The sequence below is a fragment of the Micromonospora yongxingensis genome (assembly GCF_052601155.1).
On record NZ_JBQXEO010000015.1, the window covers coordinates 127,643 to 141,629 of the forward strand.

The 13,987-nt window shown below is 68.6% G+C and carries 9 protein-coding genes and 1 CRISPR repeat array (1 of these 10 only partly in view); all 9 genes read left to right on the forward strand.

Features of this window, described 5'->3' with window-relative positions; translation table 11 throughout:
• Positions 1-44 precede the first annotated feature (44 nt).
• Positions 45-2,150 carry a UvrD-helicase domain-containing protein gene (locus ACTWLT_RS19450; RefSeq protein ID WP_445319618.1) on the forward strand — a complete coding sequence of 702 codons (2,106 nt, stop codon included), beginning with the start codon at positions 45-47 and terminating at the stop codon, positions 2,148-2,150.
• Positions 2,147-4,990 carry a CRISPR-associated helicase Cas3' gene (gene cas3 / locus ACTWLT_RS19455; RefSeq protein ID WP_445319619.1) on the forward strand — a complete coding sequence of 948 codons (2,844 nt, stop codon included), beginning with the start codon at positions 2,147-2,149 and terminating at the stop codon, positions 4,988-4,990. The genes ACTWLT_RS19450 and cas3 overlap by 4 nt, the downstream gene beginning before the upstream one ends.
• A 67-nt stretch (positions 4,991-5,057) precedes the next feature.
• Complete coding sequence (gene casA / locus ACTWLT_RS19460; RefSeq protein ID WP_445319644.1) at positions 5,058-6,683, forward strand: type I-E CRISPR-associated protein Cse1/CasA; 1,626 nt, start codon at positions 5,058-5,060, stop codon at positions 6,681-6,683.
• On the forward strand, positions 6,680-7,354 hold the full coding sequence (gene casB, locus ACTWLT_RS19465; protein ID WP_445319620.1) for a type I-E CRISPR-associated protein Cse2/CasB: 675 nt from the start codon (positions 6,680-6,682) through the stop codon (positions 7,352-7,354). The genes casA and casB overlap by 4 nt, the downstream gene beginning before the upstream one ends.
• Positions 7,351-8,475 (forward strand): type I-E CRISPR-associated protein Cas7/Cse4/CasC, encoded by a 1,125-nt coding sequence (cas7e, locus tag ACTWLT_RS19470; protein ID WP_445319621.1) that lies wholly within the window; start codon positions 7,351-7,353, stop codon positions 8,473-8,475. Before casB ends, cas7e begins: the two co-directional genes overlap by 4 nt.
• Positions 8,472-9,173, forward strand: coding sequence for a type I-E CRISPR-associated protein Cas5/CasD (cas5e, locus tag ACTWLT_RS19475; protein ID WP_445319622.1), 702 nt, complete (start codon positions 8,472-8,474; stop codon positions 9,171-9,173). The genes cas7e and cas5e overlap by 4 nt, the downstream gene beginning before the upstream one ends.
• A 2-nt stretch (positions 9,174-9,175) precedes the next feature.
• A complete protein-coding gene (gene cas6e, locus ACTWLT_RS19480; protein WP_445319623.1) occupies positions 9,176-9,841 on the forward strand; it encodes a type I-E CRISPR-associated protein Cas6/Cse3/CasE in 666 nt (221 codons plus the stop codon).
• 15 nt (positions 9,842-9,856) lie between these two features.
• A complete protein-coding gene (cas1e, locus tag ACTWLT_RS19485) occupies positions 9,857-10,807 on the forward strand; it encodes a type I-E CRISPR-associated endonuclease Cas1e (protein WP_445319624.1) in 951 nt (316 codons plus the stop codon).
• Complete coding sequence (gene cas2e, locus ACTWLT_RS19490) at positions 10,807-11,163, forward strand: type I-E CRISPR-associated endoribonuclease Cas2e (RefSeq protein ID WP_445319625.1); 357 nt, start codon at positions 10,807-10,809, stop codon at positions 11,161-11,163. The genes cas1e and cas2e overlap by 1 nt, the downstream gene beginning before the upstream one ends.
• 817 nt (positions 11,164-11,980) lie before the next feature.
• A CRISPR array of direct repeats spans positions 11,981-13,987; the repeat unit is 28 nt; unit sequence GGATCACCCCCGCGTGCGCGGGGAGCAG; it runs 1,922 nt beyond the window's last position.

Genomic DNA, 13,987 nt, shown 5'->3' on the forward strand with positions numbered 1-13,987 from the left:
TGTGCCGCTCTGGTCGAACTGAGGCGACGAGGAAGGTGAGTGGTGTGGCTGAGTTGGCCATCGAGCGGGGGTTCCTTCCCGCCTATGCCAGGCTGCAGCGCCGGGTGCAACACGCCGTGGTCGCGGCCATCAGCAGGTTCGCCGAGCACACCCATGCTGGCCTGCACTTGGAAAAGCTGACCGGCGCACGAGACCCGAACATCCGCACCATCCGCATCGACCAGTTCTACCGGGGTGTCGTGCTTGCCCTTGGAGAGCAGAAATACGCCTTGCTCAACGTCTTGCCGCACGACGATGCCATCGCCTTCGCGGTGAGTCGCCGCTTCACCGTCAACCAGGCACTCGGCGTCTTGGAGATGCGCGACCAGGTAGGTATTGAGGAGTTCAGCCGAGCCGAACCGTCAGTATCGCCGAGTGGCGGACTGTTCGACCGCGTCTCCTCGGCCGATCTCCTCCGACTCGGCGTGGACGAGGACCTGGTGCCACTGCTGCGCGTCATCGCCACCGACCAGCAGCTAGAAAGTCTAGGCGCACGCTTGCCCGAACTGCAGCTCGATGTCCTGCGTGGACTGGCCAGTGGGTTGTCCGTGACGGAGGTGTGGGCGGAGCTGGCTGACCGGATTGTGTCGGGCGTTGACACCGGAGACCTGCTGACTGCAGCGCGCCGTACTCCGGAACGGATCGCCTTCGTCTCTGGCCCGGTGGAGCTGGCGGCCATTCTCGCTCACCCCTTCGACGTCTGGCGGACGTTCTTGCACCCGACGCAACGCGACGTGGCCTACCGGGAGACCTACAGCGGTCCCGCGCTGGTCACCGGCAGTGCCGGGACCGGCAAGACAGTCACCGGCCTGCATCGGGCGGTCTTTCTCGCCGAGCGTTTGCCCGAGGGCGGCGGCAAGGTGCTGCTGACCACCTTCACCCGTGCGCTCGCGGACTCCCTAGGCAGGCAGCTGTACCGACTCACCGCCGACCCGACGGTCCGGGCGCGCATCGATGTGGTCAGCGTCGACAAGCTGGCCTACGAGATCGCTACTCGAAGCGGCAGAAAGATCACGGTCGCCGACGGCGAAACCGCGGATCGGTTGTGGGAAGCAGCAGCCAAGGCTGGTCCGACCTACCTGAGTCGGACTGGCCAAGTCAGGACCTTCAGCGCCGATTTCCTCAGGCGAGAGTGGGAGCAGGTGGTGCTGGCCCAGCAGTTGACCACCCTTGAGGCCTATCGCGACGCCCCACGCAAGGGCCGTGGCGAAGGGCTCCGCGCGACCCAACGTGAGCAGGTGTGGGGTGCGATCGAAGCTGTAAGGCGGGACCTGACGAAGCGGCGGTTGAGCACGCACACCCAACTCGCTGATGACGCGGCCATGATCGCCCGGCAGTCACCGCCTCCGTATCGACACGTCATTGTTGACGAGGGGCAAGATCTTCACCCGGCACAGTGGCGGCTGCTGCGCGCACTGGTCGCGCCCGGGCCGAACGATATGTTCCTGCTCGCCGATCCATACCAGCGCATTTACGACAACCACGTGTCACTCGCGCAACTCGGCATCGAGGTGCGCGGCCGAACCCGCCGACTCACTGTCAACTACCGCACAACCCATGAAATTCTGGACCTCTCAGTTAAGGTCCTCAGCGGCGACGCCGCCATCGGCCTGGACGGCGAGGGTGACACGCTGCGGGGCTACCGCTCGCTCACTCGTGGTGGCGTACCTAAGGTCGTAGCCTGCGACGACCGTGACAGCGAGTTCGAAGCGCTCATCGAGCGTCTCGGGACCTGGCTGGAGCAGGACGTAGAGCCGCACGCGATCGGCGTAGCCGTCCGTACTGGGCAGCTCGTCAAGGCCATCAGCAAGACCTTGAGCGAGGCCCACATCCCCGTCGCCGACGACCAACGAGGCGTCGACGGGGTACGCGTCGCCACCATGCATCGCATGAAAGGCTTGGAATTCCAATGCCTTGCGGTTGTCGGACTGGATGCAGGGGTGCTGCCGGCACCGTACGCGTTGGCAGGGGCGGCCGAGGATCCGCACGGCCACAAGCAGGATCTGCAGCGAGAACGGTGCCTCCTGTTCGTCGCATTGACCCGCGCTCGTGACGTGCTCTACCTGTCGCACAGCGGCACACCCAGCGCCCTGCTGCCGGCGGTCCGATGAGCACCCGCATCGCTGCCGGAGCTCCGAAACTTGGAGACGCGGCCCGGTCAGTCTGGGGTAAGACTGACCGTACGGGCACCTCACCGGTCGGGTGGCTGCCGCTGTGGCGCCATCTGGCCGACAGCGCCGACGTAGCCGGACGGCTGTGGGATCACTGGTTGAGCCCTGCAGTTCGTCGACGTATCGCCGACGAACTGCCCGGCGGCGACGCAGACGCCCGCACCTTGGCCGTTTGGATCGCCGGCGTACATGACATCGGCAAGGCCACCCCTGCCTTCGCTTGCCAGGCATACGCGTTGGCCGAGCGGATGCGTGACCATGGGCTCGGATACGACCGGGACCTGATTCGTACCGACCGCAAGTACGCCCCGCATGCCACCGCTGGGCACCTCATTCTGGCCGACTGGCTCCGGCAGCAAGACTGGATCGACCCGCACCCGTACGCAGTCGTCGTCGGCGGCCACCACGGCACCCCGCCGACCGATGAGGGCCTTCGTGACGCGCAGGTGCGCGCGCACCTGCTCGGTGATCAGGCGTGGCAGCAGGTGCAGCACGAGATCCTGACCTGGATGGCCGAACGGTCCGGTGCGGAAGGCCGGCTTGTCGAATGGAGCAGCTTGTCGCTGTCGCAGCCGGTGCAGGCTGCCCTCACCGGCCTGGTCATCGTCGCCGACTGGATCGCGAGCAACGAAGAACTCTTCCCATACGTCCTGGACAGTGCCGACGACGACCGGCTGACGGCCGGTTGGGAGTTGTTGGACCTGCCCGTGCCGTGGCTGCCGGCTGCACCGTCGGCGAGCGTTGACGAACTGTTCGACGCGCGGTTCGAGCTACCCGCCGGCGCGGCGGCCCGCCCGGTCCAGCGCACGGTCGCTGAACTGGCCGCGTCCATGCCTGCGCCCGGGATGATGATCGTCGAGGCGGCGATGGGGGAGGGCAAGACAGAGGCGGCGCTGGCGGCGGTCGAGATCTTGGCTCGGCGCACCGGAGCATCCGGTTGCTACCTCGCGCTACCTACCCGCGCAACCAGCGACGCTATGTTCGCCCGGATGCTCTCCTGGCTGCGCCGGCTACCCGATGCCCAGGTTGGTCGAGGCGACCGCGACGTACGGCTGGCGCACGGCAAGGCGGCACTCAACCCCGAGTACGACCAGCTGCGGATGACGTCCCTCCCGAGCGGCATCGCCGAGGACACCGGCGGCGCGGCCATCGGCGTACACCGTTGGCTTGCCGGCTCGAAGCGGACGCTGCTGTCCAGCTTCGTGGTCGGCACCATCGACCAACTGCTGTTCGCGGCGCTGCGCAGCAAGCACCTGGTGCTGCGCCACCTTGGTCTCGCCGGCAAGGTCGTGGTCATCGACGAGGCGCACGCCTACGACGTCTACATGGGGCGATTCCTGGACCGGGCGCTGGAGTGGCTGGGCGCGTATGGCGTCCCGGTCGTCGTCCTCTCCGCGACACTTCCGGCCCACAGACGGGCCGAGCTCATGGCGACGTACGACAGCGGCCGCCTCGGACCCTTGCCCGCACTCACCTGGCGCGACCGTGGCAAGACGAAGGTTGACCCATACGCCGCCCTCCGAACCGACCTGCGATACCCCCTGGTCACTGTTTCCACGAGCGATCGAGGTGCCGCAGCCACCAGCTGCTCCGACTCCGGGCGCAACGTCGAAGTGAAACTGGGTCGTCTGGACGACGATCTGCCTGCGTTGGGGAAACTGTTGCGCGAACGGCTGACCGACGGGGGTTGCGTGCTCGTGGTCCGTAACACCGTGGCCCGAGTCCAGGAGACCGCGACCGTACTCCGGGCGGTGCTCGGGCCAGACACCCCGGTATCGGTCGCGCATTCCCGGTTCATGGCCGTCGACCGCGCCGCAAAAGATCGCTGGCTGCGCGACACCTTCGGGCCGCCGGGCAGCGGCAACCGCCCTCACCGTCACGTCGTGGTTGCCAGCCAGGTCGCCGAGCAGTCCCTTGACATCGACTTCGACCTGCTCGTCACCGACCTGGCCCCGATCGACCTGGTGCTGCAGCGCATCGGCCGGCTACACCGCCACCCCCGCGACGGTCGCCCCGTTCGGCTAGCGACACCGGAGTGCTGGGTCACCGGTGCGGATTGGAGCACCGAACCGCCGCAGCCGGTCGCCGGCTCGCGTCGCGTCTACCAACTGGCAATGCTCCTGCGCAGCGCCGCAGTGCTGCTGCCACACCTGGACGGCGCCCCGCTACGAATCCCGTCGGACATCGCGCCACTCACCCAGTCCGCCTACGGCGGCGAGCCAGTCGGTCCACCGTCGTGGCAACCGGCGATGACTGAGGCAGAAGCGAAGCAGCGAGACGAGATCGCCGCCAAGGAGATGAAGGCGGACGGCTTCCGCCTCGCCAGCGTCGGCGAGCCTGGAGTGCCCCTGATCAGCTGGCTTTCCGGCGGCGTCGCAGGTGCCGACGATCGCGCAGCGCAACGCCACGTCCGCGACACCGACGCCGAGACTCTCGAGGTTCTGCTGCTGGTACGGACACCGGACGGTTTGGTCCTGCCGCCGTGGATCGATGGTGGAGGGGTGCCGGTACCGACTACTAGCCCTCCGCGCTGGCCACTACCCCGGCTGATCGCGCGCTGCACCCTGCCGCTACCGCGGGCCATGACCGCCACGGACGTGATCGATGAGGTCATCGCCGAGTTGGAACGGCGCACCGACGTCAGCGCCTGGCAGGAGAGTCACTGGCTGGCAGGTGAACTCGTGCTGGACCTGAACGCGGACGGGAGAGCCACGGTCGCGGGCTTCAACCTGCAATACGACCCGGATGACGGGCTGCGCGTCGAACGCATCGACGTCTAGATCCACATCGATCGAAAAGGAGGTGGTGCCGGTGACAGGCTCACCGAAGTCAGCCGGATTCTCGCTCGTGGATGACGCGTGGATCCCGGTGTTGGACGCTGCGGGACAGCGTCGCGAAGTGTCGCTGCTCGGCCTCTTCGAACAGGCCGGCGACATCCGCATGATCGCCTGCGAATTGCCCACCCAGTCGTTCGCGATCCTGCGACTCGCGCTCGCCGTCCTGCACCGAACGACGGGCGGCCCGCCCGGCGACGGCGCTTGGCGGGCACTGTGGCATGCCCCACAACTCCCGGTCGCGGATGTCGCCGACTACCTCAAAGTGTTCCGTGACCGCTTCGATCTGCTGCACCCGGAACAGCCGTTCTACCAGGTCGCAGACCTGCGGGCGGCCAAGAACAACACGTTCGGGCTGGAGCGGCTTATCGCTGACGTGCCCAATGGCATTCCGTTCCTGACCACGCGTGCTGGGGAAGGAATGAAGTCGATCTCGCCGGCCGAGGCGGCCCGCTGGTTGGTGCACTGCCAGGCGTACGACCCATCCGGCATCAAGACAGGTGCGGTCGGAGACCCACGGGTCAAGGGCGGGCGAGGCTACCCGATCGGCGTGGGGTCTCTCGGGGCGTTGGGCGGCGTCCACCTTGAGGGTGCGACTCTGCGGGAAACACTGCTGCTCAACCTGGTGCCGGTCGCCCCTGGCTGGCAGAACGGCGACGATCGAGACCTGCCGGTGTGGGAGCGCGAGCCACAGACGGCCTCCGAAGAGAGCGATGCGACCCGGGGGCCCTACGGACTGCTCAATCTGTATACCTGGCAGTCTCGCCGCGTCCGGCTCTTCGGTGATGCCAGCGGCATCACCGGCGCCATGATCGCCATCGGAGACCGGTTCGATTGGCAGGATCGGCACCTGCTGGAACCGATGAGTGTGTGGGGACGCAGCGGGCCGCGTGAGCGCGATCAGAAGCGAACCCCGATTTACCTACCGCGGCCGCATGACCACAGTCGCGCACTGTGGCGTGGTCTGCAGACACTGCTCCCGGCGCCACCATCACCCGGCGCCGAACCGCCACAGCGGCTTTCGCCGATGGTGGTGCAGTGGCTGGCCCGACTGACTGTCACCGGGGTGGTCGGGTCGCACTTTCGGGTTCGTCCGCGTGCCACCAGCGTCACCTACGGCACCCAGCAGGCAGTCGTCGACGAGGTGTTCAGCGACGCGTTGACCATGAATGTGCTGCTGCTGGTCGAACACTCTGAGCTGCGCACGGCAGCCGTCGACGCCGCAGCGGACGCCGAGATCGCGGTGAAGGTGCTGCGTCGGCTCGCTGACAACTTGGCCCGGGCCGCCGGTAGCCGGGACACCGACAGCGGCGACGCCGAACGGGCCGCCGAGCAGGCGTACGCCCGGCTGGACCAGGACTTTCGTGACTGGCTGGCGCGCCTCGGTCCGGACAGTGACCCGATAACCGAGCGCGCCTCGTGGCAGCGGTTGGTGCGCCGGGCCATCCTTCGGCTCGGTGACGAACTGGTCGCCGCAACCGGCCCAGCGGCCTGGATCGGCCGCGCGGGCGTCGACCGAAACGGCCGAGAAGTTCACTACTCCAGCTCGCAGGCCGAGGCGTGGTTCCGCATCGGCCTGGCCAAGGCGCTGCCCATGGCGGCCGAGACTACGCAACAACGGCAGGAGGAACCAGCATGACCATGGTGGAGATTGACCCCCCACCTGCGCCGGCGCGCAAGCCGTGGGTCCGGCGTCGCAAGGACCTCGGTGAGCACGTCGCCCGCACGGTGGGCAGCCTGCAGGCGCGACTGCTGAGCGATGCGTCGCAACCCGAGGCGGTCAGCGCCCTGGCCAGGCTAAGGCGCGGGATCGGCCGAGCTCCGGGCTTCGATTTCACCTTGGAGCGGTACCTGCAGGTGCCGGAGCACCTGCTGGGCTACCGGCCGGCCGACGATGCAGAGGCGGCCGACACCGAGCACGCGGTACACGACGCAGTGACCCTCTACGCGCTGCACCAGCAGTCACGCCGGGAACGGATGCACGTGAACGGACGCGGGCTGGGCCTCGCCCTGGCTGACCTCGTCCGCAAGTCCAACGGCCCGGAGGGGGTGCGCCGCCGCTTCGCCGCGCTCGGCACCGCCAGCACCTACCACGAGAGCATCTACCACCTCCGCAGCCTCACCACCATGCTGCGCGAGCACCAGGTCCCCGTCGACTACGGCCTGCTCGCCGATGACCTACATACCCTCCGCCGGCCCGGCGGTCGCGCCCAGATCCAGGCCATCTGGGGCCGGGAGTCGTTCCGCAGCCAGCCGAGCACCGAGGTTCACGCCCTCACCACCGAGACCTCCGAGGAGGACCCATCATGAGCCGCACCATCATTGACGTCTACGCCCTGCAGACGGTGCCGCCGAGCAACCTCAACCGCGACGACACCGGCTCGCCCAAGACCGCCGTCTATGGCGGCGTACGACGGGCACGTGTATCCAGCCAGGCCTGGAAGCGAGCCGTCCGGCTCGCGTTCGCCGACCTGCTCGATCGCTCACAGCTCGGCGAGCGAACCAAGCGTGTGGGCGAGTCACTCGCGACTCGGATCAAGGCCCTCGACCCGAGCCAGTCCGACGAGACCGCGTCCGCACTGGCCGCCGAGGTATTCGTCGCTTCCGGCCTTGCCAAGGCTGAGAAGAAGAAGGGCGAGGTCAGAGACGTCGAGTCTGGTTACTTGCTGTTCCTCAGTCACCAGCAGCTGGACAACCTTGCTGCTGTCGCGCTGGAAGCCGCACGCACCGGCACTCCGCTGGACAAGGCCCGATTCAAGGCGTTGGCCAACACGGACCACTCGATCGACATCGCCATGTTCGGGCGGATGATGGCGGACATGACGGACATCAACGTCGATGCTGCCTGCCAGGTCTCCCACGCCATCAGCGTGCACGCGGTCGATAACGAGTTCGACTACTTCACTGCGGTTGACGACCGGAAGGCCGATGTCGCTGAGACCGGCGCCGGAATGATCGGCACCATCGAGTTCAACTCGTCCACTCTGTACCGATACGCCACCGTCGACGTCGACGCCCTGCACCGCACCCTCGGCGACGCGGAAGCCACCCGTGCAGCCGTCGAGGCGTTTCTGGTCGCGTTTGCCCGCAGCATGCCGTCTGGGAAGCAGAACACGTTCGCCCACCGGACGCTGCCCGACGCGGTGCTGGTGAGGCTGCGCGACTCGCAGCCGATCAATCTCGTCGGCGCGTTCGAGACGCCCATCCGTGAGACGAACGCTGCCGGCCGTGTTGAACTGGCCGCTGCCGCCCTGGCCAAGCACACCTCGGCGGTCGAGAACGCGTTCGGCGAGCGGCCGGTCGCCAGCTGGGTCACCCAGGTCGGCGAGAAGACCGCTGTGCTCGCCGACCTCGGCAAGGCTGTCAGCTTCAGCGAACTGGTCACCGGGGTTGGAGAGCACGTCGCCGTATCGCTCGGCCAGCCGGCATGAGCGTCCTGCTGCTCAGGCTGGCCGGCCCACTACAGTCGTGGGGCTCGTCCAGTCGCTTCGCTCGCCGAGGCACCGAGGTCGCGCCGACCAAGAGCGGCGTCATCGGGCTGCTCGCCGCAGCCAAAGGTGTACGACGTACCGAGCCGCTCACCGACCTGCTCGGCCTGGAGTTCGGGGTACGGCTCGACCAGCCGGGGCAGATCCTGCGGGACTTCCAGACCGCCCGTTCTCTCGACGGCCGTCTCAGCGCACCACTGACCTACCGCTTCTACCTGTCAGACGCAGCCTTCCTTGCCGCCGTCAGCGGGGAGAGCGAGCTGCTACACGGCCTGGCGGAGGCACTGAGCCGGCCCCAGTTCCCCCTCTACCTCGGACGTCGCTCATGCCCGCCGGTCGGACCGATCAGCCTTGGCGTCCACGAAGAGACCCTCGACAACGCCCTGACCTCGTGGCCCTGGCTCGCTTCAGACTGGTACCGCCGCAAGGCGGCCCGCACGGTCCGACTGGAGATCAGCAGGGACGCCCGACCCGGCGAGCCGGTCACCGAGACCGTGCCCGACGAGCCGGTCAGCTTCGATCCGGCGCATCGGCAGCACACATGGCGGTCGATTTTGCGCCGGCACGTAGACGTCACCAACGAACGCACGGATCGGACTGGCGTTACCGAGCATGACCCGTTGAGCCTGCTGGGAGGCTGAAGTTGTTCCTCACCCGATTTCAGATCAACCCGGCGCGCCGAGGCGCACGGAAGCTGCTGTCATCACCGCATGCCATGCACGCCGCGGTCCGCTCGGCCTTCGCCAACCCGGACGATCACGAGCGGGACGGCACCCGCACTTTGTGGCGGCTCGACACGTCGGCGCCCGCGACCGTTCACCTCTACGTCGTCAGCCCGGGCCGACCCGACCTCACCCACCTCGTCGAGCAGGCCGGCTGGCCTACTACGGAGGCGTGGGTGACACGCGACTATGACGGCCTGCTCCGCTCGCTGAACGCCGGACAGGACTGGGCGTTTCGGCTGACCGCCAACCCGACCCACAGTGGGCGCAAGACCAGTGACTCAAAGGAGACCCAACGCTTCGGCTTCCTGCGAGAAGAGGCCCAGGTCGAATGGCTGACCGGCCGCGCTGCCCGAAACGGCTTTGCGCTGGCGGATCAGCAGGACGGACGCCCGAACCTACGACTGCATCGCCGTCAGACGCAAGCCTTCAAGCGCGGCATGGGCACCGTCACGCTGACCACCGTCACCTACGACGGCATCCTCCAGATCACCGACGCGGATGCCTTCCGTCGGACGCTGACCAGCGGTATCGGGCACGCAAAGGCGTACGGCTGCGGACTGCTCACTCTCGCCCCCACCAGCTGATGCCGGTCCGATCAAATGAAGATCCCAGGCGTACCGCCAGCCGAACTCGCCGATCTGACCCGCGCCGAGGACCGAATCAGCTTCCTCTACCTCGAGCGTAGCGTGATCCACCGAGACAGCAACGCGATCACCGCCACCGACGACCGAGGCGTGCTGCACATTCCGGCCGCATCGGTGGGTGTACTACTGCTCGGGCCTGGCACCAGCATCACCCACCAGGCCATCGCTCTGCTCGCCGACCACGGTGCCACTGCCATCTGGGTCGGCGAGCGGGGTGTGCGCTACTACGCCCACGGTCGGTCACTCGCCGCCTCCAGCCGGCTGCTCGTAGCACAGGCTGCTGCGGTCACTCACCGCGATCGCCGGCTCGCCGTCGCCCGCACCATGTACGCGATGCGCTTCCCAGGCGAGAACACCGTCAATCTCACCATGCAGCAACTACGCGGCAAGGAGGGCGCACGAGTTCGCCGGACCTACCGCGAACACTCCACCCGGAGTGGTGTCGCCTGGAGCCACCGCGACTATGACCAGGCCGACTTCGCCGGCGGCGACCCCATCAACCAGGCGTTATCAGCCGCGCACGCCTGCCTGTACGGAATCGTGCACGCCGTCATCGTCGCGCTCGGCGCCGCGCCCGGTCTCGGATTCGTGCACACCGGACATGAACGGGCCTTCGTCTACGACATCGCTGACCTGTACAAGGCGGAAATCACCATCCCCGTTGCCTTCGATGTGGTGGCCAGCGGCTCAACTGACATCGGTGCCGACACCCGACGCGCCGTACGCGAGCGCGTCCACGACGGCGCGATCCTCGCGCGCTGTGTCCGCGACATCCGTATGTTGCTCCTCCAGCCGCAACCGGGCGGTGAGATTGAGGACGAGGATTCCCTGCGCCTCTGGGATGACAGCGGCATCGAACTCACCGCCGGCCGCAACTACGCCGACAAGGGTGAGGTCGATTTCTGATGACCGTCATCATCCTCACCGCGTGTCCGCCCGGGCTGCGGGGGCATTTGACGCAGTGGCTGTTGGAGTTGGCCGCTGGTGTGTACGTAGGACACATCAGCGCCCGCGTGCGAGACAGGTTGTGGACTCGGGTGACCGAGATGGCAGGCGTAGGTCGAGCTCTGATGGTCTATCAGATTCCCGGTGAACAGCGGCTTTCGTTCGTGGCCCACGACCATCACTGGGTGCCGGTGGATCTCGATGGGGTGATCTTGATGCGTCGCCCTGTTGACCCGATCGTCAATCCTGCGATACCCGGCGGCTGGAGCAAAGCGGCAAGGCGCCGCCGGTTTGGGAAGCGTGGGCGTCCGGCTTAGCGAAGTCTGGACCCGTAAGGATCCCGCACGGGAGGCGGGGCACTGCTACTGATGATTGCGCCCCGGGCGTTTGTGGTCGAGCGTTGCCTCGATCCGCCACTGGAGATCCTCAATTTTTCCGGAGGGGCGAGTCACGACCAGCCTGGCGGCGGCGAAGTTCTGCGCGGGAAGCGCGGGAAGCAGGCGCGCGGCATGGGGTCCGGGATTACCCCCGGCGTGCGCGGGGAGCAGCGGGCGGCCAAGGCCCCTGAACCGGCCTGGGTGGGATCACCCCCAGTGCACGGGGAGTACCCCCACGACGTCGGGGAGGGTATGCATACCGAGGGATCACCCCGCGTGCGCGGGGAGCAGTCGTTAGAAGTGTTGTGCCAAGCTACGTACATCGGATCACCCCCGCGTGCGCGGGGAGCAGCGCCGGGACCTGGTCACTGACCTGCAAGCCGCGGGATCATCCCCGCGTGCGCGGCGGGGAGCAGGGCCCGGGGCGAACCTGGGAAGTCTTCGATGACGGATCACCCCCGCGTGCGCGGGGAGCAGGGGCCCAGGGCTACCGACAGGGACAGCTCGGGCGGATCATCCCCGTGTGCGCGGGGAACTGACACACCGCCTCAAAAAGGGCGGGGACCTGCCAGGGATCACCCCCCGCCTGCGCGGGGAGCAGGCTCCGGAAGTCGGCCGGTGGTCGTCGGACCGGGATTGCCCCCGCGTGCGCGGGGAGCAGGGCAGCGGCGTTCTGGACGGCTGTCCAGGCCGGGGATCACCCCCGCGTGCGCCGGGGAGCAGGCCCTCGCCGCGGTGTTCAGCGCGGTCATCCTGGGGATCACCCCCGCGTGCGCGGGGAGCAGGTCGGACGAGGTGGACGGCACACTCGCCGCGACGGATCACCCCCGCGTGCGCGGGGAGCAGTGCAGCCGCACGGCTGACGCGGCGAGCACGTGCGGATTACCCCCGCGTGCGCGGGGAGCAGACCTGGACGGCCGCGGGCATGGGCTTCCGGGAGGGATCACCCCCGCGTGCGCGGGGAGCAGTTCTTCGGCGGGGCCGGGGCCTGCTCGGTGGCCGGATCACCCCCGCGTGCGCGGGGAGCAGGCGTTCAGCTCGGCGACCGTCGGCGCGGCCTTGGGATCACCCCCGCGTGCGCGGGGAGCAACTCGCGGCCACGTCCAGCCCGGACCCGACCTCGGGATCACCCCCGCGTGCGCGGGGAGCAGTTCGGGGTCATCGTCGGGAACCTGTTCGACAAGGGATCACCCCCGCGTGCGCGGGGAGCAGGGCGGAAGTTCGTTGAGGAGCACCTGCCGGTGCGGATCACCCCCGCGTGCGTGGGGAGCAGTAGCCGCGCGCCTGATCCATGAGGTGGCGGGCCGAATCACCCCCGCGTGCGCGGGGAGCAGGCAGCCGGCCGCGTACGCCTGACCGGCGAGGCGGGATCACCCCCGCGTGCGCGGGGAGCAGGCCTGCACGCTGTAGACCTTGTTCCGCGTCGGGGGATCACCCCCGCGTGCGCGGGGAGCAGTTACCGCCGTACTGGACGGTCAGCATGTCACCCGGATCACCCCCGCGTGCGCGGGGAGCAGCGTGGTCTACGCGGCGTCCGCGGTGGCGGCCCGGGATCACCCCCGCGTGCGCGGGGAGCAGAGCGCCCGAGACACCTTCCCGAGCCCGAAGACCGGATCACCCCCGCGTGCGCGGGGAGCAGGCCTGTTCGGTGACCTTCTCCGGCTCCTTCGGCGGATCACCCCCGCGTGCGCGGGGAGCAGCAGCTGTCGGTGACCCGGGACGTCGGGGAACCGGGATCACCCCCGCGTGCGCGGGGAGCAGGGGAAGTCCGGCGCGTCCTGCGACCACGCCCCGGGATCACCCCCGCGTGCGCGGGGAGCAGGGCCATGTCGGCGAAGGTGTAGCCGCCTGCGAAGGGATCACCCCCGCGTGCGCGGGGAGCAGACGCCCGTTATGCCAACTCCACCGCAGGCCCAGGGATCACCCCCGCGTGCGCGGGGAGCAGCCAAACTCCTCTTCCAGGGCCCGGACCGCCTTCGGATCACCCCCGCGTGCGCGGGGAGCAGTGGGAACCGAACCACGAGGGCATCGGCTCCGACGATCACCCCCGCGTGCGCGGGGAGCAGCTAGCACTACTCCGGTCGGTTTCGGGGACTACGGGATCACCCCGCGTGCGCGGGGAGCAGTTGACCGCGAACGCGACCGGCTACGACGTCGCCGGATCACCCCCGCGTGCGCGGGGAGCAGTCCCGGAAGTCGCGCCAGCCGGCCAGCAGCCGGGGATCACCCCCGCGTGCGCGGGGAGCAGGGTGTTGGACAGCATCGAGGACATTCACGCTGGGGATCACCCCCGCGTGCGCGGGGAGCAGGCATCTGGACGGTCACCAACAAGATGGACCGGGGGATCACCCCCGCGTGGGCGGGGAGCAGGCGCGCTCACCGGGCGCTCACCAGGTCGGCGGCGGATCACCCCCGCGTGCGCGGGGAGCAGTGCCGGTCGCTCCGGACTGGCCGGCGGAACCCAGGATCACCCCCGCGTGCGCGGGGAGCAGTCCAGGCGGGCGTCGACGTTGTACGCGGGAGCGGGATCACCCCCGCGTGCGCGGGGAGCAGTGGTTCGGCCCCACGATCAAGACGCGGGTGGATGGATCACCCCCGCGTGCGCGGGGAGCAGCCCTCTTGCCCCTTCCCTGGGGCGCTGTTAGTGGGATCACCCCCGCGTGCGCGGGGAGCAGCAGCCAATCCCGCAGGTGCAGGCGCGGGGACAGGGATCACCCCCGCGTGCGCGGGGAGCAGCCCGTCCAGCGGTTGCGGCAGCCCTCGA